We start from the raw sequence: 20117 nt of genomic DNA on the forward strand, positions 1-20117 counted from the left end.
CGGCCACGGGCGGCGGGCGCGCGGCGGCACGTCACACCCCGTACCGCTCGGGCTTCGGCGACCGCGAGATCAGCGAGACCGCCGCCTCCTTGATCGGCATGCCGTGGTGCAGCACGGCGGTGACCGCCTCGGTGATCGGCATCTCCACGTTGTGCTTGCGGGCCAGCTCCAGCACCGCCTCCGACGACTTCACGCCCTCGGCGGTCTGCTTGGTGACGGCGATGACCTCCTCCAGGGTCATGCCGCGGCCGAGGTTCTCGCCGAACGTGCGGTTCCGCGACAGCGGCGAGATGCACGTCCCGACGAGGTCGCCCATGCCGGCGAGCCCGGCGAAGGTGTGCTCGTCGGCGCCGAGCGCGGCGCCCAGCCGGGCGATCTCGGCGAGCCCGCGGGTGATCAGCAGCGCCTGCGTGCTGGCGCCGAAGCCGAGCCCGACCGACATGCCGACGCACAGCGCGACGATGTTCTTCACCGCGCCGCCGAGCTCGCAGCCGACCACGTCGGTGGAGGTGTAGACGCGGAAGTACGGGGTCATCGTCGCGGCCTGCAGCCGCCGCGCGACGGCCTCGTCCACGCAGGCGGCGACGGCCGCGCCCGGCTCGCCGCTCGCGATCTCGCGGGCCAGGTTCGGGCCGCAGAACACCCCGACCCGCTCCTCCGGGACGTCGGCGACCTCGCGGATCACCTCCGACATCCGCCGGGCGGTGCCCATCTCGACGCCCTTCATCAGGCTGACGAGCACCGCGTCCGGCGGCAGGTGCGGCACCCACGCGCCGAGGTTGGCGCGCAGCGTCTGCGCGGGGACGGCGAGCGCGACGAAGTCGGCGCCCTTCAGCGCCTCCGCCGGGTCGAGGGTGGCGCGGACGCCCTCCGGCAGGGTGACGCCGGGCAGGTAGTCGGGGTTCTCGTGCCGCTCGTTGACCGCCTCGACCACTTCGGGGCGGCGGCCCCACAGGACGACGTCGCCGCCCGCGTCGTGCAGCAGCTTGGTGAACGTCGTCCCCCAGGAGCCGGCGCCCATCACCGCGGTACGGAAGGTCACGAGCCGTCCACCTCCCGGTCGGCTGTCGCGCGGACGGCGGGCGTGCGGCCGCCCGGCTCGGCCGGCTCCGCGGGCGCGGGCACCGCCGCCCGGCGCCGCTCCTCCAGCACCAGGTGGTGGTCGTAGCGCTCCTTCGGCGGTTCCTCACCGCGCAGCTCGCCGAGGAGCCCGGTGATCGCCGTCATGATGTCGTCGGTGGCGGCGCGGAGCGTCTCCTTGGTGAGCGGCAGCCCCTCGTACTCCGACAGGTCGACCGGCGGCCCGGCCATCACCTTCATCGTCTTGCGGGGCAGCGGGTGGAAGCCTTTCTTCAGGCTGCCCGCGAGGCCCTTCTGCTCGCCCTTCTTGTACGGCATCAGCTCGTGCGCCCCCCAGCTCGCGACGGGGACGACCTTCGCGCCCGTCGTCAGCGCCATGCGGGCGACGCCCGTCTGGCCGGTCATCGGCCACAGGTCCGGGTCGCGGGTGCAGCTGCCCTCGGGGTAGAACATCAGGCACTCGCCGGCCACCAGCGCCCTCTCCGCGTCCTTCAGGGCGAGCGCGGCGTCGGCGCGGTCGCGGTACACGGGGATCTGCCCGGTGCCGCGCAGCACGGTCCTGATGAACTTCACGTCGAACAGGGTGGACTTGGCCAGGTACACCGGGTACCGCCCCGACTCGTAGACGAAGTGGGCGAGCGCCAGGGGGTCGGCCTCGGAGATGTGGTTGGCGGCGATGATGACGCCGCCCTCCCTGGGCACGTTCCCCCGGCCGCGCCAGTCCCGCTTCAGGAGCCCGAAAAGCAGCGGGCGCAGGATGACGATGGTGAGCTTCCGCCAGCCCGGCGAGTACCCGTGGCTCATGCCCGTCCCCTCCTCATTCCTTCCCCTCATCGGTTCATCCCCCGGATGAACGTGGGGTGTCATCAAGTGTCGCGGTTGCGTGCGCATAGTGTCGAGTTGCCATGTCTACAACAGCACGCGACCGCGCCGCTCGGAACGCACCCCGCCTCCCCTGGTCGCTCGTCGTCCCCGTCAAGGTGCTCGCCAGGGCGAAGACCCGCATGTCCGCGGCCGCGGGCCCGCACCGGGAGGCCCTCGCGCTCGCGGTGGCGGCCGACACGGTCGCGGCGGCGCTGCGCTGCGACCGGGTCCGCGACGTGATCGTTGTCACCGACGATCCCCTTCCGGCGGCGGAGCTCGCCGCCCTCGGCGCCCGCGTGGTGCCCGACGTGCCGGACGCCGGCCTGAACCCGGCGCTGGTCCACGGCGCGGACCGGGGCCGGGAGCTGGCCCCGGACGCGGGCGTCGGCGCCCTGTCGGCGGACCTTCCCGCGCTGCGGCCCGATGAACTCGCCCGCGTCCTCGACGCGGCCGCGGCCGCGCCGGAGGCGTTCGTCCCGGACGCGGCGGGCGTCGGCACGACCCTGTACACGGCCCGGCCGGGCGTCCCGTTCGCCCCGGCGTTCGGCGGCGGGTCCCGCGCGGCGCACCGCGCCCGCGGCGCCGTGGAGATCGTCCTGCCCGGCACCGACAGCGTCCGCCGCGACGTCGACACGCCGGACGACCTGCGCGCGGCCCTCGCGCTCGGCACCGGTCCCCGCACCGCCGAGATCGCGGCCCTGCTGCCGTCGGTGGCCTAGAGTTCCGCTCATGCAGGGGACGGTGAAGGCATTCGACAAGCAGACCCGGTCGGGGAGCGTCCTCCTCGACGACGGCACGGAGCTGCCGTTCGACGCGGAAGCGTTCGCGGCGGGCGGGTTGCGGCTGCTGCGCTTCGGCCAGCGGGTCAACCTCGCGCTGGAGGACGGCCGCGTCAGCGTCGTGACGCTGTCGACGTTCCCGCTGCCGACCTGAACGCGTCAGCGCCCGGGACCGTCGGAACGATCCCGGGCGCTGACGCGGTGAGGCTACTTCTTGCCGGCCACCAGGTTCTTGAAGTCGGCGCCGGCCTTGAACTTCGGCACGGACGTCGCGGGAACCTCGATGGTCTTGCCCGTTGCGGGGTTGCGGGCCGTACGGGCAGGCCGGTCGGCCTTCTCGAACGAACCGAACCCGGTGATGGCGACCTTGTCACCCTTGGCGACGGCGTTCTGGATCGCCTCCAGGATGGCGTCGACGGCCTCGGCTGCGGCCTTCTTGCTGCCCAGCCGGTCAGAGATGGCGTCGACCAGCTCACGCTTGTTCATGGGTTACTCCTCTAGTTCCCCCCTTGCCCGAACGAAACTAAGGGACCCTCAGCATGGACACAATCACCTGCACGCAAGAGTTGGCGTGTCGCTGGCGTTTTTGTCGGCCTCGCCCCCGTCTCGCCGGGTGACCGGACCGGATCCGGCCACTGCGCACGCTAACCGACGTCGGCCCCGTCCTGGAAATCGGCGAGGAACGCGTCCAGCCTGCGGGCGGCCAGCCCGGCGTCCCGCTTGGCCAGATCGGTGATCGCCAGCAGGTGCCGGATGAGCCGCTGCCGCGTCTCCGCCGGAAGCGGCGCGACCGCCCGATGTGCATCACGCAACTGCCGCGCGAGCTGGGTCAACGCAGGATCTTCCCACGCGGGTCCACTCCACGGGACCGCAGCCAATTTCCACTCCCCCAAACGGTCGGCGAGCCTGGGCACAAGGAAATTGTCCCCGGTCCCCCCACTCCCCGACACGCCAGGGCCCCCACGAGCGTGATAAGCGCCTCTCACCCCGACCACCGAACGCCCCCCAGACCAACAACCCCAGCCCCCGGCCACGGGTATGGCCGCGGAGCGAGCGCTAGCGAGCGCAGCGGCCATACCCGCCGAGCCGGTCGACCGCAGCGACACGCCACCAACCCGCACGGTCACAGAAACCGAAACCGTGGCGTGAGGATCGACCGGCTCGTGACGGGGGTTCCAGGGGGTCGCCCCCCTGGGCCAACACGGCGTGAGGATCGACCGGCTCGCAACGGGGGTTCCAGGGGGTCGCCCCCCTGGGCCAACACAGCACGGGTCGGGCGGCCGGAGGGCGCCCCAGCGCCCGGAGGTCGCCCGACCCGCCGAGCCGGGCGACCGCAGCGACACGACGAGAACCTGCACGGTCACAGCGACCCGCACCGTGGCGTGAGGATCGACCGGCTCGTGACGGGGGTTCCAGGGGGTCGCCCCCCTGGGCCAACACAGCCCCCTGGGCTACACAGTCACCGGGAGCCAGTCCCTGCGCGACTTCTCGTACTCGCCGATGGCGTCGGCGTGGCGGAGGGTGAGGCCGATGTCGTCCAGGCCCTCCATGAGGCGCCAGCGGGTGTAGTTGTCGATGTCGAAGGAGGCGGTCTCGCCGGCGTAGCGCACTTCGCGCTTGTCCAGGTCGACGGTGATCTCCAGGGTGGGGTCCTTCTCGATCCGGGTCTGGAGGTCTTCGACCTGCTCGCCGGTGAGGATGACCGGCAGCAGGCCCATCTTGGTGGAGTTGTTGCGGAAGATGTCGCCGAAGCGGGGCGCGATGATGACGCGGAAGCCGTACTGCTGGAGGGCCCAGACGGCGTGCTCGCGGGACGAGCCGGTGCCGAAGTCGGGGCCGGCGACGAGGATGCCGGCGCCGTCGTACTGGGGCTGGTTCAGGACGAACTCGGGGTCTTCGCGCCAGCCGGAGAACAGGCCCTTGTCGAAGCCGGTGCGGCTGACCTGCTTGAGCCAGACGGCCGGGATGATCTGGTCGGTGTCGACGTTGCTGCGGCGCAGCGGGACCGCGCGCCCGGTGTAGGTGGTGAACGCTTCCATCGTGCTTCCTTAGAGGTCGGATTCACTCTGGGGGGACGACCCCCCAGACCCCCCGGCGGCTGCGCCGAGGTCTTGGGGGGCGGTCAGGCGGCCGGTGACGGCGGTCGCGGCGGCGACGGCGGGCGACACCAGGTGGGTGCGGCCGCCGGGGCCCTGGCGTCCCTCGAAGTTGCGGTTGGACGTGGAGGCGCTGCGCTCGCCGGGCGTGAGCTTGTCGGGGTTCATCGCGAGGCACATGGAGCAGCCGGCCTCGCGCCATTCGGCGCCGGAGGCGGCGATGACGGCGTCGAGGCCCTCCTCCTCGGCCTGCTTCTTGACCTTCATGGAGCCGGGGACGACGAGCATCCGGACGCCGTCGGCGACCTTGCGGCCCGCGAGCACGCCGGCGACGGCGCGCAGGTCCTCGATGCGGCCGTTGGTGCAGGAGCCGACGAAGACGGTGTCGACCTCGATCTCGCGCAGCGGCGTCCCCGCGGTGAGGCCCATGTAGTCGAGGGCGCGCTCGGCGGCCTGGCGCTGGACGGGGTCGGTGTAGGACGCGGGGTCGGGGACGGACCCGCCGAGCGGCAGGCCCTGGCCGGGGTTGGTGCCCCAGGTGACGAACGGGGTCAGCGAGGCCGCGTCGATGACGACCTCCTTGTCGAAGACCGCGTCGTCGTCGGTGCGCAGGGACGTCCAGTACTCGACGGCGCGGTCCCAGTCGTCGCCCTGCGGGGCGTGGGGGCGGCCCTTGAGGTACTCGAAGGTGGTCTCGTCCGGGGCGATCATCCCGGCGCGCGCACCGGCCTCGATGGACATGTTGCAGACCGTCATGCGGCCTTCCATCGACAGCGAGCGGATCGCCTCGCCGCGGTACTCGATGATGTGGCCCTGGCCGCCGCCGGTGCCGATCTCCGCGATGATCGCGAGGATGAGGTCCTTGGCGGTGACGCCCTCGGGGAGCGCGCCCTCGACGGTGACGGCCATCGTCTTCGGCTGCACCTGCGGCAGCGTCTGGGTGGCGAGGACGTGCTCGACCTCGCTGGTGCCGATGCCGAACGCGAGCGCGCCGAACGCGCCGTGCGTGGAGGTGTGGGAGTCGCCGCAGACGACGGTCATGCCGGGCTGGGTGAGGCCGAGCTGCGGGCCCATGACGTGGACGATGCCCTGCCCGTCGTCGCCCATGGGGTGCAGCCGGACGCCGAAGTCGGAGCAGTTCTTGCGCAGCGTCTCGACCTGGGTGCGCGACACGGGGTCGGCGATGGGCTTGAGCAGGTCCGTGGTCGGGACGTTATGGTCCTCGGTGGCGATGGTCAGGTCGGGGCGGCGGACCTTGCGGCCGGCCATCCGCAGCCCGTCGAACGCCTGCGGGCTGGTCACCTCGTGGACGAGGTGCAGGTCGATGTAGAGGAGGTCGGGCTCGCCCTCGGCGCGCCGCACGACGTGCGCGTCGTAGACCTTCTCGGCCAGTGTTCGGCCCATCACTCCCACCTCACCTGTCACGGTCGTCGGTGCCCGCCGCCGTCCGGCCGGTGCACCGTGGTCTCGGTCACCCTGACTTGCGATCTCACATTACGAGACGTCAATATCAAGACATGGACAACTCTAGCGGAGTCGGCGTACTTGACAAAGCGGTGCTCGTACTGAACGCGCTGGAGGCCGGTCCGGCCTCCCTCGCGCACCTCGTGCAGACGACCGGGCTGGCCCGCCCGACCGCGCACCGGCTGGCCGTCGCGCTGGAGCACCACCGCCTCGTGCACCGCGACACGCAGGGGCGCTTCATCCTCGGGCCGCGGCTCGCCGAGCTGGCCGTCGCGGCCGGCGAGGACCGGCTGCTCGCCATCGCCCAGCCCGTCCTGGCCCAGTTGCGCGACCTCACCGGCGAGAGCGCCTCGCTGTTCCGCCGCCAGGGGGACGTCCGGGTGTGCGTGGCCGCCGCCGAGCGGACCAGCGGCCTGCGCGACACCATCCCGGTCGGCGCGGCGCTGCCGATGACGGCGGGGTCGGCCGCGCAGATCCTGCTGGCCTGGGAGGAGCCGGACCGGCTGCACCGGGGGCTGCGCAACGCCAAGTTCGAGGCGACGACGCTGGCGTCGGTCCGGCGCCGCGGGTGGGCGCAGAGCGTCGGGGAGCGCGAGCAGGGCGTGGGGTCGGTGTCCGCCCCGATCCGGGGCGCGGGCGGCCGGGTCATCGCGGCCGTGTCGGTGTCCGGGCCGCTGGAGCGCCTGACCCGCTCTCCGGGCAGGTTGCACGCGGGCCCGGTGGCCGCCGCCGCCGAGAAGATCTCGGAGGGGATGCGCCGCACCGCATCCTGACGCCGGTCCGGAAACGGAACGACCCGGACGGACATCGGCCAGTACCGGTGCCGGCTCCCCCGGCCTCGCTACCGTGGGCCTCCGGCGAGGGAGGTGCGACGGTGCAGATCTCCGAGCTCAGCGATCGGAGCGGTCTCACGATCCAGACGATCAAGTTCTACATCCGGGAGGGACTGCTCCCCAAGGGCTCGACCGTCAGCGCGACACGCGCGGAGTACGACGGCCGCCATCTGGAGCGGCTGCGGCTGATCAACGCCCTGCGCGAGGTCGGGGACCTGCCGGTCGCGGCGATCCAGCGGATCATCGCGGCCGTCGAGGACGACCGGGTGAGCCTGCACGACCTGTTCGCCGCCACCCGGCACGCGATCGGCCCGCGGGTGGCCGCGCCGCACGACCCGCACTGGCGGGCCGCCCGCGAGGACGTGGACGCCCTCGTCCGCGAGCTCGGCTGGACGGTCGGCGCCGACGCCCCCGCCCGCGACCTGCTCGCGCACACGTTCGTGGCGCTGCGCCGCCTCGGCTTCCCCATCACGCTCAAGGACCTGCGCCCCTACGTGAACGCCGCGACCGAGGTCGCCGAGCACGAGATCGGCCGGGTCGGCGAGGGCGCGCCGCGCGGCCGGACGGTCCACTCGCTGCTCGTCTCCACCGTCCTGTACGAGCAGGTGCTCACCGCCCTGCACCGGCTGGCCCAGGAGGACGCCTCGGCGCGGCGCTTCGGCGGCCGGTGAAGCACCACCCCACCAGGCATTTCCCAGAATTTCAGTCGGAATTGATTTTCCATCCCGGAAATGGCATGAGCACTTTCATCGCCTAATATGAATGGCGATGACCGCGACACGGCACTCGTCCTCCCCCCGCGGCAGGTGGTCCGACCGCCTGCTCGCCGAGGGCGACGACCCCGACCCCAGATTCACCCTCGCCAACGAGCGCACGTTCCTGGCCTGGATCCGCACGGCGCTGGCGCTGATCGCGGGCGGCGCCGGCGCCGCGCTCGCCGGCGACTTCCTGGAGCCGGCGCTGCGGCACGGCCTCGCCGTCGCGTTCGCCGGGACCGGCGCGCTCACCGCCGCGTTCGCGTTCCGCCGCTGGCTGCGCACCGAGCGCGCCCTGCGCCGCGACGAGACGCTGCCGCCGCCCGCGCTCGCCCCGGTCATGGCCTACGGCATCGCGGTCGCCGCGATCGCGCTGCTGGTCGCGCTCCTGGTCACACGGTGAAGCTCTGGGACCGGGGGGCGCAGCCGGAGCGGACGGCGCTGGCCTGGTCCCGCACGACCCTGTCCCTCATCGTCGCGGGCCTGCTGTGCGTGCGGCTCGCGCCCTCGGCCGCCGGGATGGCCGCCGCCGCGGCCGTCGTCTGCGGCGGCGCCGCGCTGCTGGTGCGACGCACGCGGGCCGGGCTGCGGCTGCGGGCGCACCGGCTGCCCGCGGGCGCCGGGGCGGCCGACCCCGGTTCCATCGCGCTCATGACGGGCCTGGCGCTGCTGCTGGCCCTGGTACCGATCCTCTTCACCTTCGGCTGACCCGAGCCAGCCATGCGTGTGGTGCATGGCTGCGGTGCGAACCCTTCGCTGGTGTCATGGCTTAAAGGCACCTAGCGTCGGTCGCGCCATGACAAGAATCGCCTTTCTCGGACTGGGGCGCATGGGCGCTCCCATGGCCGCGCGGCTGCTCGCCGCCGGCCACGACCTGACCGTGTGGAACCGGACGCCGGCCCGGGCGGCGCCGCTCGCGGGGGCGGGCGCCGCGGTGGCGGCCACCCCCGCCGAGGCCGCCGCCGGCCGCGATCTGGTGATCACGATGCTCACCGACGCGGACGCGGTGGAGTCCGCCCTGCTCGGCCCCGGCGGAGCGGTCCCCGCGCTGGCGCCGGGCGCGGTGATCGCCGACATGTCGACGATCGGGCCGGACGCCGTCCGCCGCGTCCGGGACCGGCTGCCCGCGGGGATCGGCTTCGTGGACGCGCCCGTCTCCGGGAGCGTCCCGCAGGCGGAGGCGGGCGAGCTGGTGATCCTCGCGGGGGCCGCGGAGGCCGACCTGGCTCGCTGCGCGGACGCGTTCGCGGCGCTCGGGCACGTCCGGCACGCCGGGCCGCCCGGTTCCGGCGCCGCGCTCAAGCTGGTGGTGAACGGCGTGCTCGTCGCGAACTTCGCCGCGCTGGGCGAGGCGCTCGCCACCGCGGACCGGCTCGGCGTCGACACCGGCCTGGCCCTGGACGTCCTGTCCCGCGTCAGCCCGCAGGCGCGCCGCCTGCTGGACGGCGAGGGCCCTCCCCGCTTCACCCTCGCGCTCGCCGGCAAGGACCTCGGCCTGGCCCTCGGCAGCGCCCCGCAGGGCGGCGTCCTGTCCGCCGTCCAGGCGCGGACGCGGGCCGCGCTCGACGACGGTCTCGGCGGCCGCGACCTGACCTCGCTCACCGAACACATCAGGCTCACCGATCACTTCCGAAGGAGCACACATATGCGCGTCACGCTCGGCAACCCGGACACCGTTCCCGCGCCGCCGAACCCCGCCTACTCCCACACCGCGTACGTCACGCAGGGGCCGATGCTGTACGTGTCGGGGCAGATCGCCATGGACGAGGACGGCAAGGTGGACGCCCCCGGCGACATGACCCGCCAGTGCGAAGTGATCTTCTCGCTGCTCGGCCGCATCCTCGCCGCGCACGGCGCGGGCTTCGACGACGTCGTCAACATCCGCACCTACCTCACCGACATGGACCTGCGCGCCGAGTACGCGGCCGTCCGCCACCGGCACTTCACCGGCACGCCGCCGACCAGCACGACCGTGGAGGTGCCCCGCCTGTTCCACCCGGACGCGCTGATCGAGATCGAGATCGTCGCCGCGATCCCGTAGCGGCGATCCCGTAGCGGCGATCCCGTAGCGGCGATCCCGTGAGCCGCCGCGGCCGCCGCTAGGGGCCCAGCTCCCCGGCCACGTCCCGCAGGTCCGCCAGGAACGCGGTGACGGCCGGGGACCGCCGCGCGTGCCGCCCCACCGCCGCGTAGACGGTGCGGCGCGGCCCCCGGCCGGACGCCACGGCGCGCAGCACCACTCCGTCCCGCCCCATGGCGGAGGCCGCCAGCGCGGGCACGAGCGTCACCCCGAACCCCTCCGCGACCAGGCCCAGCTTGGAGATCCACTCGGCGACCCGGAGCGGGGTCTCCGGCACGAACCCGGCCGCCTCGCAGCGCGCCCGCAGCGCCGCGACCGCCTCGGGGTCGTCGGCGACGATCCACGGCTCGGCGGCCAGCTCGTCCAGCGGGACGCGGTCGCGCGCGGCGAGCCGGTGCCCGCTCGGCAGCGCGACGAGCAGCGCGTCGTCCAGCAGCGGCACGAGGTGCTCGGCGTCGAGCGACGGGTGCTTGTGCGTGCTGACCAGCACGATGTCGAGGTCGCCCGCGTCCAGCATCGGCAGCAGCCGCTCGGTCGTCCCCTCCCGCAGCACCGGCCGCACGCCCGGGTGGCGGGCCCGGAACCGGGCGAGGGCGCGCGGCACGAGCACGGCGTTGGCCGTGGGGAAGGCGCCGAGGCGCAGCGTCCCGGTGTCGAGGCGGCGCAGCCCGTCGAGCGCGCGGGCGGTGGCGGCGAGCCGGTCGAGCAGCGCCCGCGCGTGCGGCAGCAGGTACTCCCCCGCGGGGGTCGGCCGGACGCCCCGCGCGCCGCGCGCGAACAGCTCCACCCCGCAGACGTCCTCCAGCGCCGCGACCTGGCGGGACACCGCCGACTGGGTGTAGCCCTCCGCCGCCGCGGCGGCCGTGAAGGAGCCGAGGTCGGCGACGGCGACGAACGTCCGCAGCAGGACGGGGTCGAGGGCTTCGGCGCGCACCCGTGCAGGATACGAGCGGGCCGCGGGCCCGGGCGCGATTCCGCGGCTGATCACCGGCTTGGTACCCTTTTGCCTCTCACCCTCCGTCATCACCGCAGGTCCCGCCGAGGTCGCCCATGTCCGAGAGCCGCCCGTTCGTCAGCCTGGCGACCGACTTCGGCGCCGCCTACACCGCCATCTGCGCGGGCGTCGTCCACACGATCGCGCCCGGGGCCACCGTCCTGGTGCTCAGCGACGAGATCACCCCGTTCGACGTCCGCGAGGGCGCGATGCTGCTCCGCCAGGCGCTCCCGTACCTGCCGGTGGGCGTGCACACCGGGATCGTCGACCCGGGCGTCGGGACGCCGCGCCGCCCCATCGCGGTCGAGACCGGGCGCGGGGACGTGCTCATCGGCCCCGACAACGGGCTGCTCGTCCCGGCCGCCGCGGAGCTGGGCGGCGTCGTGCGGGCGCACGCCCTGGAGAACCCGGCGTACCGGTTGCCGGAGGTGTCGTCCTCCTTCCACGGCCGCGACATCTTCTCCCCGGCCGCCGCGCACGTCGCGAACGGCGCCGCCGTCGCCGGCCTCGGCGCGGCGGTCGAGCCGCTGCCGCTGGACGTGCCGCCCCCGGTACAGGACGGCGGCGGGCTGACCGTCCCCGTCCTGTACACCGACCGCTTCGGCAGCCTCGTCCTCGGCGCCGAGCCCGGCGACCTGTCCGCCGCGTTCGGCGAGCTGGAGCCCGGAACCCCGCTCGACGTCACCTGGACCGTTCCGGAGCCCGGCTCGGCGCGGGTCGCCTTCGCGGAGACCTTCGGCTCGGTCGCGCCCGGCGAGCCGCTGCTGTGGACCGACTCGTCCGGCTGGCTCGGCCTCGCCGTCAACCAGGGTTCGGCCACCGACGCCCTCGGCCTCGCGGGCGTGCGGTCCCTCACGCTGCGCCCCGCCGCCCCCCGCTCCTGACCTGACAAAGAAAAAAGACCGCTGGAGGCCCCCTTTGCACCGCCGCCCCCTGGCGGCCGTCCTCACCGGACTGGCCGCGCTGACCCTCGCCGCCACCGCCTGCGCCCCGCAGGAGGACGGCGCCGCCGACGCCTCCAAGAGCCCCGCGTCCTGCACGAAGGACAAGCTCACCCTGAAGACGCCCGGCAAGCTCACGGTCGCCACCGACAAGCCGGCGTTCGAGCCGTGGTTCAAGGACGACGACCCGAAGAACGGCGAGGGCTTCGAGAGCGCCGTCGCCTACGCGGTCGCCGGCAAGCTCGGGTTCACCAAGGAAGAGGTGACCTGGACGGTCGAGTCCTTCGAGTCGTCCTACGCGCCCGGCACCAAGAAGTTCGACTTCGACATCAACCAGATCTCCGTCACCCCGGCCCGCGAGAAGGCCGTGACGTTCAGCGACGGCTACTACGACGTGCAGCAGGGCGTCGTCGCGCTGGAGGGCACCAAGTTCGCCGACGCGAAGAGCATCGCCGAGCTGAAGGAGGCGAAGATCGCCGTGCAGGTCGGCACGACCTCGTACCAGGCGGTCAAGAACCAGCTCCAGCCGAGCAATGAGCCGAAGGTGTTCAACAACCAGATCGACGCCGTCAACGCGCTGAAGAACAAGCAGGCGGACGTGCTGCTGGTCGACCTGCCGACCGCGTTCTACGTGACCGCCGCCCAGGTCGAGGACTCCAAGATCGTCGGGCAGCTGCCGCAGACGCAGGGCGGGGAGACCGAGCACTTCGGCCTGCTGCTGGAGAAGGGCAACGCGCTGGTGGGCTGCCTGAACCAGGCGATCGGCGAGCTGAAGTCCTCCGGTGAGCTGGCGAAGATCGAGGAGCGGTGGCTGACGTCGTCGGCCGGCGCTCCCGTGCTGAAGTGACCGCGGGCGGGAAGAGCGCGCCCGCGGACGGCGCCGCCTGGGTCAAGAGCGAGCGGCAGCTCGACCGGGAGCGGCGGCGCCGCCGCGCGGGCGTCCGGTCGGCGTCCCTCGCCACGGCGTCGACCGTGCTGTTCGCGGCCGTCGTCGCGGCGGTCGTGCTGTCCTCGCCCGGCTGGCCGCGGGTGCGGGAGACGTTCTTCTCCTGGGGCGAGTTCGGCGACGCGTTCCCCGACGTGCTGCGCGGCTTCTGGCTGAACGTCCAGATCTTCCTGATCGCCGAGCCGGTCATCCTGGCCGTCGGGCTGCTGGTGGCGCTCGCGCGGGGGGTGCGCAGCCCGCTGTTCTTCCCGCTGCGGGCGCTGGCCGTCGCCTATACCGACGTGTTCCGGGGCATCCCGACGATCCTGCTGGTGTACCTGGTCGGGTTCGGGCTGCCCGCGCTGCGGCTGCAGGGCGTTCCGGACAGCCCGGCGGTGTTGGGCGGGTTCGCGCTGGTGCTTTCCTACGGCGCGTACGTCGCGGAGGTGTTCCGCGCCGGGATCGACTCGATCCATCCGAGCCAGCGCGCCGCCGCGCGGTCGCTCGGCCTCAGCCGCGCGCAGAGCCTCCGCTTCGTGGTGCTGCCGCAGGCGGTGCGCCGGGTCGTGCCGCCGCTGCTGAACGACTTCGCGTCGCTGCAGAAGGACACCGCGCTCGTCGCCGTCCTCGGCCCGCTGGAGGCGCTGCGGCAGGCGCAGATCCATTCGTCCGCGACCTTCAACTACACGCCGTTCCTGGCGTCGGCGGTGCTGTTCATCGCGCTGACGGTGCCGATGGCGCGGTTCACCGACCATCTCGCGGCGCGCGCGGAGCGGCGCCGCGCCCCCGGAGGCGGCACATGAGCGGACCGCTGCTGCGCGTCGAGGGCGTGTGGAAGACCTACCACGCGCATCCGGTGCTGCGCGGCGTCGACCTGGACGTCGCGCCGCACGAGGTCGTCTGCCTGATCGGCGCGTCCGGCTCGGGCAAGTCGACGCTGCTGCGCTGCGTCAACGTCCTGGAGACGGTCGACGACGGCGCGATCTTCCTGGACGGCGACGACATCACCGACCCGGACGCCGATCCCGACGACGTCCGCAAGCGCATCGGGATGGTGTTCCAGTCCTACAACCTGTTCCCGCACATGTCGGTGCTGGACAACATCACCCTCGCGCCGGTGCGGGTGCACAAGCGGCCGCGCGCCGAGGCCGAGCGGGACGCGCGGGAGCTGCTGGAGCGGTTCGGGCTCGCCGACAAGGCCGGCGAGTACCCCGACCGGCTCTCCGGCGGGCAGCAGCAGCGCGTCGCGATCGTCCGGGCGATGGCGGGGCGGCCGAGCCTGCTGCTGCTGGACGAGGTGACGTCCGCGCTCGACCCCGAGCTGGTCACCGAGGTGATGGACATCATCCGCGAGCTGAAGGACTCCGGCATGACGATGGTGCTGGCGACCCACGAGATGGGGTTCGCCCGCGACATCGCCGACACGGTGTGCTTCCTGCACGACGGCGTCCTGCTGGAGCGCGGGCCCGCCGAGCAGATCTTCACCGAGCCCGCCGAGCCGCGGACCCGCGAGTTCCTGCGCCGGGTCCTCGAATCCCGGCGGCTGTAGTGTCCAGCGGGCTGTAGGAGACTGGTCGCGTGGCGGATCTCGACGTGGTGGCGTGGGTGCAGGTGTCGGACGGGCGGATGCTCGCCGTGCGGTCCCGGGGCCGCGACCTGCTCTACCTTCCGGGCGGCAAGCGGGAGCCCGGCGAGGACGACTGGTCGGCCCTGTCCCGCGAGGTCCGTGAGGAGCTCGCGCTGGAGCTGGACCGGGCGTCCTTCCGAGAGCTGGGCGTCATCCGCGCGCCCGCCCACGACCAGCCCGACTTCGCCCACGTGCGGATGGCCTGCTTCACCGCCGCCTACCGTGGCGCGATGACCGCCGCGGGAGAGGTGGACGAGTACGTCTACGTGGGACGCGGCGACCGGCACCTGCTCGCCCCGGCGGCGCGGGCGGCGCTCGACCTGGCCGGGGAGCACGGCCTCCTCAACTGACCGGGTTCGCCTTCACGCGGCGAGCGCGGCACCGGCCCCGATCCCGAGCGCCAGCGAGAGCAGCGCGGCGCCGACCGCGACCGCCGTGGCGCCCCGCGCCGGGCGCGGCGCCTCGTCCGGGAGCCGCCGGAACGTCGGCACGATCCAGCGCAGGTAGTAGAAGACGCTCGCGACCGAGTTGACGGCGGCGACGATGGCGAGCCACAGGTAGCGGCCGTCCAGCGCCGCCCCGAACATCAGGACCTTCCCGACGAACACGGCGGTCGGCGGCGTGCCGACGAAGCCGAGCAGGCACACCGCCAGCGCCAGGCCGAGCGCGGGCGAGCGTCGCATCAGCCCGGCGTACCCGGCGAGGTCGTCGCGTCCGGCGGCGAGGACCACCGCGAACGCGCCCGCGTTCGTCACCGCGTAGGCGGCGACGTAGTACAGCAGCGCGGGCCCGGCCAGGCCGGTGCGCCCGGCCATCGCGACGGGGACGAGCAGGTAGCCGGCCTGGCTGATGGTCGAGTAGGCCAGCAGCCGCCGCACGTTGTCCTGCCCGAACGCGGCGAGGTTGCCGAGCGTCATGGTCGCCGCCGCGATCACCGCGACGAGCGCGGGCCACCCGGCGGCGCCGGGCGGGAGGGCCTCGGCGCCGAACCGGTAGAGGGCGGTGAACGCACCGATCTTCGGGACGGTCGTGACGAACGCGGCGACGGCGCGCGGCGCGCCCTCGGTGACGTCCGGGACCCAGAAGTGCCCGGGGACGGCGCCCGCCTTGAACAGCAGCCCGGCGAGCAGCGCGACGACGCCCGCCGCGACCGCCGCAGAGGGCGCGTCCGCGAGGTTCGCGCGCAGCGCCGCGTAGGACGTGCCGCGCCCCACCCCCGACAGCACCGTCACCCCGGCGAGCATGAAGACGCCGAGCAGTGCGCCCATCAGGTAGTACTTCAGCGCGGCCTCGGTGCCCGGCGCGTCCTTGCCGAACCCGGCGAGGGCGTAGGCGGGGATGCTCGCCAGCAGGTAGGCCGCGACCAGGACCAGCAGGTCGGACGAGGCCCCGAGCACCATCGCCCCGAGCGCCGACAGCAGGATCAGGACGTAGTGCTCGCTCTCCCGCGGATGGCCGCGCACCGGCCCGGCGGCGAGGGCGAGCACGGCGAGCGTCGCGCCGAGCACGGTGATCCGGGTGGCGTGCGTGATCGGGTCGACCTGGAGCGTCTCGAACACCGTCAGGTCCGCGCGGGTCGCGGCCACCCCGGCGGCGGCCAGCCCGGCGGCGAGCCCCGCCGCGCAGACCACCGCGACCCGCCACTGCCCGGCGCGGGGCAGGAACAGGCCGTTGACCAGGCCGAGGACGGCGGCGAGCAGGACGCACAGCTCGGGGGCGAGGTCGGCGGGGTTCTCGTTCATCACCGTCCCGCGTCACCGTCCCAGGAGCCCGACGACGGCCGCCGAGACCGGCTCGATCGTGTCGAGGAGGCCGCGCGGCACGACGCCGATGAGCAGCGACAGGAGCAGCAGCGGGGCGAGCGCGGCCAGTTCGGGCCGCCGCACGTCGGTGACCCGGGCGGTCAGCTCGCCGGGCGGCCCGAGCACGGCCCGGTGCAGGACGCGCAGGAACAGCGCGGCCGTGACCAGGATGCCGAGGACGGCGAGCGCGCCGGTCACGGCCGCCGCCGCGGTGCCGCTGCCGATCGTCCCGGCGAAGATCTGGAACTCGGCGATGAACCCGGACAGTCCGGGCAGTCCGAGCGAGGCGAACGCGGCCACCGCGAACAGCCACGCGAACACCGGGGCGTCCCGCGCGATCCCGCCGAACCGGCCGAGGTCGTAGCTGCCGGCCCGGTCGTGCAGGACCCCGGCCAGCAGGAACAGCGCGCCGGTGACGAGCCCGTGGCTCACCATCTGCGTCACCGCGCCGGTCACCGCGAGCCGCCGCGCGTCCGCGTCGCCCGACGCGTACCCGGCCGCGCCAAGCGCGAGCACGATGTAGCCCATGTGGTTCACGGACGTGTAGGCGATGAGCCGCTTGATGTTCTCCTGTGCGAGGGCGACCAGTGCCCCGTACAGGACGCCGACCAGCCCGACGATCAGGAAGGCGAGCGCGTAGCGGCGCCAGGCGTCCGGCAGCATCGGCATCGCGATCCGCACGAGCCCGTAGGCGCCCATCTTCAGCATGACCCCGGCGAGGATCGCCGACCCTGCGGCGGGCGCGTCGGTGTGCGCGGGCGGCAGCCAGGTGTGGAACGGGACGACCGGCGTCTTGATGCCGAGCCCGATCGCGACGGCGAGCAGCGTCAGCCCCGCCGGGCCCCCGTGCGGCGGGTTCCGGATCAGCTCGACCATGTCGAAGGTGTGCGGGTCGGCGCCGAGGTAGAGGCCGATGAAGCCGAGCAGCAGGACCAGCGACCCGAGGAACGTGTAGAGGAAGAACTTCAGCGCCGACCGCGACCTGTCCCCGTGCCCCCACAGCAGGATCACGAAGTACATGCCGACGATCGACAGGTCGAAGAAGACGAAGAAGAGCAGGAGGTCGAGGGCCGCGAACAGGCCGAGGCACACCGTCTCCAGGAAGAGGAACAGCATCGCGAACGCCCGCACCCGGTGCGTCTGCCGCAGCGAGTACAGCGCGCATGACGCGAACAGCACGGCGGTGAGGGCGAGCAGCGGCAGCGACAGGCCGTCCACGCCGACGTGGTAGCCCGCCCCGACGGACGGGATCCACCGCACATCGGTCTCGTAGGAGAGCCCGCCGCCCGTCCCGTGCGCGACCCACATCCAGGTGACGAGGGCGACCTCGGCGAAGGCGGCGGCGGTCCACGTCCACGGCACCGCGCGGCGCGGGACGGCCGGCAGCACGGCCGCGACCAGGACCGGCAGGAAGATCACCAGGGTCAGCATCGGGTCACCCGGCCAGGACCGCGACGGCGACGAGCACCGCGAGCACCACCGCGGCCTGGGCGTAGTACAGGTGCACCTGCCCGGTCTGCGGGCGGCGGGCCAGCCCGGCCAGGGCTCGGGCGGCGCGCGCCACCAGGGCGGTCGCACCGTCCACCCGGATCTCGACCCGGCGTCCGGCCAGGCCCGCCGCCCATCGGCCGCCCCGCGCCGCGCCCCGGACGGCGCCGTCCACGACCCGGTCGTCGAACCGGGCCAGCGCCCGCGCGGCGGCGAGGACCGGCCGGACGACAACGGCTTCGGCGGCCCGCTCCAGGTACAGCCACTCCGCCGCCCACCCCGGCGCCGGGACCCGCCGGACGGCCCCGGCCACCCCGACCGTGAGCACCGCCAACACGCCGGAGAGGACGAGCACCCACGGGCCGGGGCCGCCCTCGTCCGGCACGCCGAGCAGGCGGCGCCAGGCGTCCGCCACCGCGGGCAGCCCCAGCACCCCGAGCACGGCCGCCGCGAAGGCCAGCACGACCAGCGGGGCCTGCCCGAGCACCGGCACCCGCACGCCCGCCCCCTCGGCGGGACGGACCACCGCGAACAGCGCCTTCGCCGCGTAGGCGGCCGACAGCACCGACGCCGCCAGCGCCACCGCGAGCAGCCCGGCGGGCAGCCCCCGCAGCACCTCGTCCTTCGTCACCCACAGCGACAGCGGCGGGACCCCCGCCAGCGCCAGCGCCCCGACGCCGAACGCGGCACCGACGAGAGGATGCCGCCGTGCCGCGCCGCGCAGCCCGTCCAGCCGCTCGGTCCCGAGGGCCGCCAGCCAGGCGCCCGCGCAGAGGAACAGCAGGCTCTTCACCGCCGCGTGCGCGACCAGCTGGGCCGTCGCCCCGCCCACCGAGCCCGCCCCCGCGCCCAGCACCATGAAGCCGATCTGCGCGCACGTGGACGCGGCGAGGAGCTGCTTGAGGTCCCGCTGGGCCAGCGCGACGGCGCCGAGCGCCAGCGCGGTCACCGCGCCCGCCCAGGCCACCAGCGCGTCCGCCCAGCCGGTCGCCGCCAGCAGCGGATGGACGCGCATCAGCAGGTACGCGCCGGCGGCGACCATCGTGGCCGAATGCAGCAGCGCCGACACCGGGCTCGGGCCCGCCATGGCCCGCGCCAGCCAGAACGAGAACGGAAGCTGCGCCGACTTGCCCAGCGCGGACACCACGATCCCCGCCGCGATCAGATCCCGCCAGGGGGCGTCCGCCCGCGCCAGCTCGTCGAGCCGCAGCGAATGGGCACCCGCCAGCGCGAAGCCCGCCGCCGCGTACAGGCCCATGTCGGCGGCCCGGGTCGTCAGGAACGCGACGTCCGCCGACCGGACCCGCCCGGCGTCCGGCCAGGCGTAACCGATGAGCGCGTACGACATCGCGCCCATGACCTCCCAGCCCATCAGCAGCATGAACAGGTCCGTCGCCGTGACCGTGACCGCCATCGCCGCCGCGAACAGCAGCATCAGCGCGTAGAAGCGGACCCGGTACCGCTCCCCCGCCGCGAACACCAGCACGGCCGCGAGGACGACGGCCAGGGTCACCAGCAGCACGGCGGACAACCCGTCCACCGCCAACCCGCCCAACTGCAGGGACGTCATCCCTTCAGATCCCCAGCTTCATCCGTCATGTCCACATCCCGGGCCCGGAAGAGCGCGGTGACGACGGCGAACCCCATCGCCATCTCCAGCGCCATGACGGTGATCGCGACCAGCACGAGGACCTGCCCGTCCGGCAGGCCGGGCGACACCCAGAACCAGAACCCCGCCGCCGCGACCACCACACCGTTGATCATGAGTTCGAGGCCCATCATCAGCATCACGATGGACTGCTGGGACAGCGCCCCGTACAGCCCGACGCAGAACAGCGCGGCGGCCAGCAGCAGGAACGCCTCAAGCGTCATCGCCGTACCGCCCCCGGTGCGTCGCCAGCACCACCGCGGCGATCATGGTGGCCAGGATCGCGACGCCGATCACCATCATCACCGCCATCTTCGGCCCCATGATCGACTCACCGAGCGCGAACGTCGGGTCGCGCGGCGGGCGGCCCGCCCGCTCCGGCCACGGCACCGCGAGGATCCCGGCGGCGAGCGCGGCGAACAGCGCTGCGGAGATCCCGGCCGCGCCGCGCGCGTTGTGCGTCATCGTCATCGGCATCAGCCCGGCCGGGTTCATCATGTACATGACCATGAAGACCGCCATCACCAGCATCTCCATGATCATCATGAGCACGACCAGCACGCCGAGGTAGTGCAGGTCGACCAGCAGCAGCTCCGCGCCCACGCACAGGAAGGACGCGAGCAGCGCGAACGTCGCCCGCGCCATCGAGTCGACGCGGAACACCGCGGCACCGGCCGCGACCGCGAGCACGGCGAGCACCCAGAACGCGACGTCCTCCACGGACTCCCTCCTCCCACTCGA

General features: G+C 73.6%; 24 protein-coding genes. 12 read left to right on the plus strand and 12 right to left on the minus strand.

Translation table 11 applies throughout. From position 1 onward, the window contains the following. Positions 1 to 31: 31 nt before the first annotated feature. Together CHF16_RS05550 and CHF16_RS05555 are read right to left on the minus strand one after the other, a co-directional pair. Positions 32 to 1021 carry an NAD(P)H-dependent glycerol-3-phosphate dehydrogenase gene (locus CHF16_RS05550; protein WP_089324909.1) on the minus strand — a complete coding sequence of 330 codons (990 nt, stop codon included), beginning with the start codon at positions 1019 to 1021 and terminating at the stop codon, positions 32 to 34. Positions 1022 to 1038: 17 nt separating this feature from the next. Then, on the minus strand, positions 1039 to 1884 hold the full coding sequence (locus CHF16_RS05555; protein WP_089324799.1) for a lysophospholipid acyltransferase family protein: 846 nt from the start codon (positions 1882 to 1884) through the stop codon (positions 1039 to 1041). A 101-nt stretch (positions 1885 to 1985) separates the two neighbouring features. On the opposite strand from CHF16_RS05555, the gene cofC reads away from it, so the two are divergent. Then, the gene (gene cofC, locus CHF16_RS05560) at positions 1986 to 2663 is read left to right on the plus strand and encodes a 2-phospho-L-lactate guanylyltransferase (RefSeq protein WP_089324800.1); all 678 of its coding nucleotides are present in this window, start codon (positions 1986 to 1988) and stop codon (positions 2661 to 2663) included. Positions 2664 to 2673: 10 nt separating this feature from the next. Continuing rightward, the gene (locus CHF16_RS05565) at positions 2674 to 2877 is read left to right on the plus strand and encodes a cold-shock protein (RefSeq protein ID WP_089324801.1); all 204 of its coding nucleotides are present in this window, start codon (positions 2674 to 2676) and stop codon (positions 2875 to 2877) included. 53 nt (positions 2878 to 2930) lie between these two features. Here the strand turns inward: CHF16_RS05565 and CHF16_RS05570 are convergent, their stop codons facing one another. The 4 genes from CHF16_RS05570 to leuC form a co-directional block, all read right to left on the minus strand. After that, positions 2931 to 3209 carry an HU family DNA-binding protein gene (locus tag CHF16_RS05570; protein WP_021598708.1) on the minus strand — a complete coding sequence of 93 codons (279 nt, stop codon included), beginning with the start codon at positions 3207 to 3209 and terminating at the stop codon, positions 2931 to 2933. Positions 3210 to 3367: 158 nt separating this feature from the next. Further along, positions 3368 to 3601: an SCO5555 family protein gene (locus tag CHF16_RS05575; RefSeq protein WP_089324910.1), complete on the minus strand. Its 234-nt coding sequence runs from the start codon at positions 3599 to 3601 to the stop codon at positions 3368 to 3370. A 573-nt stretch (positions 3602 to 4174) separates the two neighbouring features. Next, a complete protein-coding gene (leuD, locus tag CHF16_RS05580) occupies positions 4175 to 4762 on the minus strand; it encodes a 3-isopropylmalate dehydratase small subunit (protein WP_089324802.1) in 588 nt (195 codons plus the stop codon). A gap of 9 nt (positions 4763 to 4771) precedes the next feature. Then, entirely contained in the window at positions 4772 to 6223 is a 1452-nt protein-coding gene (gene leuC / locus CHF16_RS05585) for a 3-isopropylmalate dehydratase large subunit (RefSeq protein ID WP_089324803.1), read from the minus strand. 113 nt (positions 6224 to 6336) lie between these two features. Between leuC and CHF16_RS05590 the strand changes: the two genes are divergently transcribed. The 5 genes from CHF16_RS05590 to CHF16_RS05605 all read left to right on the plus strand — a co-directional run bounded on the left by CHF16_RS05590 (position 6337) and on the right by CHF16_RS05605 (position 9912). Then, the gene (locus tag CHF16_RS05590) at positions 6337 to 7056 is read left to right on the plus strand and encodes an IclR family transcriptional regulator (protein ID WP_089324804.1); all 720 of its coding nucleotides are present in this window, start codon (positions 6337 to 6339) and stop codon (positions 7054 to 7056) included. A gap of 101 nt (positions 7057 to 7157) precedes the next feature. Further along, positions 7158 to 7787, plus strand: coding sequence for a MerR family transcriptional regulator (locus CHF16_RS05595; RefSeq protein WP_089324805.1), 630 nt, complete (start codon positions 7158 to 7160; stop codon positions 7785 to 7787). A 97-nt stretch (positions 7788 to 7884) separates the two neighbouring features. Then, a complete protein-coding gene (locus CHF16_RS40115; protein WP_179271401.1) occupies positions 7885 to 8274 on the plus strand; it encodes a YidH family protein in 390 nt (129 codons plus the stop codon). Next, positions 8271 to 8579 carry a DUF202 domain-containing protein gene (locus tag CHF16_RS40120; protein ID WP_179271402.1) on the plus strand — a complete coding sequence of 103 codons (309 nt, stop codon included), beginning with the start codon at positions 8271 to 8273 and terminating at the stop codon, positions 8577 to 8579. Before CHF16_RS40115 ends, CHF16_RS40120 begins: the two co-directional genes overlap by 4 nt. Before the next feature lie 88 nt (positions 8580 to 8667). Next, positions 8668 to 9912 (plus strand): NAD(P)-binding domain-containing protein, encoded by a 1245-nt coding sequence (locus CHF16_RS05605; RefSeq protein WP_089324806.1) that lies wholly within the window; start codon positions 8668 to 8670, stop codon positions 9910 to 9912. A gap of 58 nt (positions 9913 to 9970) precedes the next feature. On the opposite strand, the gene CHF16_RS05610 is transcribed toward CHF16_RS05605, so the two are convergent. Further along, positions 9971 to 10885, minus strand: a complete 915-nt coding sequence (locus CHF16_RS05610; protein WP_245868236.1) for a LysR family transcriptional regulator — start codon at positions 10883 to 10885, stop codon at positions 9971 to 9973. Between the two features lie 116 nt (positions 10886 to 11001). Between CHF16_RS05610 and CHF16_RS05615 the strand changes: the two genes are divergently transcribed. The 5 genes from CHF16_RS05615 to CHF16_RS05635 are packed head-to-tail and all read left to right on the plus strand — an operon-like array spanning position 11002 to position 14788. Beyond that, complete coding sequence (locus CHF16_RS05615) at positions 11002 to 11829, plus strand: SAM hydrolase/SAM-dependent halogenase family protein (protein ID WP_089324808.1); 828 nt, start codon at positions 11002 to 11004, stop codon at positions 11827 to 11829. 34 nt (positions 11830 to 11863) lie between these two features. Further along, positions 11864 to 12733, plus strand: a complete 870-nt coding sequence (locus CHF16_RS05620; RefSeq protein WP_089324809.1) for an ABC transporter substrate-binding protein — start codon at positions 11864 to 11866, stop codon at positions 12731 to 12733. Then, on the plus strand, positions 12694 to 13614 hold the full coding sequence (locus CHF16_RS05625; protein ID WP_089324810.1) for an amino acid ABC transporter permease: 921 nt from the start codon (positions 12694 to 12696) through the stop codon (positions 13612 to 13614). The genes CHF16_RS05620 and CHF16_RS05625 overlap by 40 nt, the downstream gene beginning before the upstream one ends. After that, the gene (locus CHF16_RS05630; RefSeq protein ID WP_089324811.1) at positions 13611 to 14360 is read left to right on the plus strand and encodes an amino acid ABC transporter ATP-binding protein; all 750 of its coding nucleotides are present in this window, start codon (positions 13611 to 13613) and stop codon (positions 14358 to 14360) included. The genes CHF16_RS05625 and CHF16_RS05630 overlap by 4 nt, the downstream gene beginning before the upstream one ends. A gap of 29 nt (positions 14361 to 14389) precedes the next feature. Then, positions 14390 to 14788: an NUDIX hydrolase gene (locus CHF16_RS05635; RefSeq protein ID WP_179271403.1), complete on the plus strand. Its 399-nt coding sequence runs from the start codon at positions 14390 to 14392 to the stop codon at positions 14786 to 14788. A gap of 12 nt (positions 14789 to 14800) precedes the next feature. Here CHF16_RS05635 and CHF16_RS05640 read toward each other — a convergent pair whose 3' ends face one another. Genes CHF16_RS05640 through CHF16_RS05660 form a run of 5 tightly spaced genes read right to left on the minus strand, consistent with a single transcriptional unit; the run spans position 14801 to position 20096 of the window. After that, positions 14801 to 16180 carry an NADH-quinone oxidoreductase subunit N gene (locus CHF16_RS05640; protein WP_089324812.1) on the minus strand — a complete coding sequence of 460 codons (1380 nt, stop codon included), beginning with the start codon at positions 16178 to 16180 and terminating at the stop codon, positions 14801 to 14803. A 12-nt stretch (positions 16181 to 16192) separates the two neighbouring features. Then, complete coding sequence (locus tag CHF16_RS05645; RefSeq protein WP_089324813.1) at positions 16193 to 17671, minus strand: complex I subunit 4 family protein; 1479 nt, start codon at positions 17669 to 17671, stop codon at positions 16193 to 16195. 4 nt (positions 17672 to 17675) lie between these two features. Beyond that, a complete protein-coding gene (locus CHF16_RS05650) occupies positions 17676 to 19298 on the minus strand; it encodes a proton-conducting transporter transmembrane domain-containing protein (protein WP_089324814.1) in 1623 nt (540 codons plus the stop codon). Next, positions 19295 to 19600, minus strand: a complete 306-nt coding sequence (gene nuoK / locus CHF16_RS05655; RefSeq protein WP_089324815.1) for an NADH-quinone oxidoreductase subunit NuoK — start codon at positions 19598 to 19600, stop codon at positions 19295 to 19297. Before nuoK ends, CHF16_RS05650 begins: the two co-directional genes overlap by 4 nt. Continuing rightward, positions 19590 to 20096, minus strand: coding sequence for an NADH-quinone oxidoreductase subunit J (locus CHF16_RS05660; RefSeq protein WP_089324816.1), 507 nt, complete (start codon positions 20094 to 20096; stop codon positions 19590 to 19592). The genes nuoK and CHF16_RS05660 overlap by 11 nt, the downstream gene beginning before the upstream one ends. Positions 20097 to 20117 lie beyond the last annotated feature (21 nt).

Source organism: Actinomadura meyerae (genome assembly GCF_900188445.1).
Lineage (GTDB): Bacteria > Actinomycetota > Actinomycetes > Streptosporangiales > Streptosporangiaceae > Spirillospora > Spirillospora meyerae.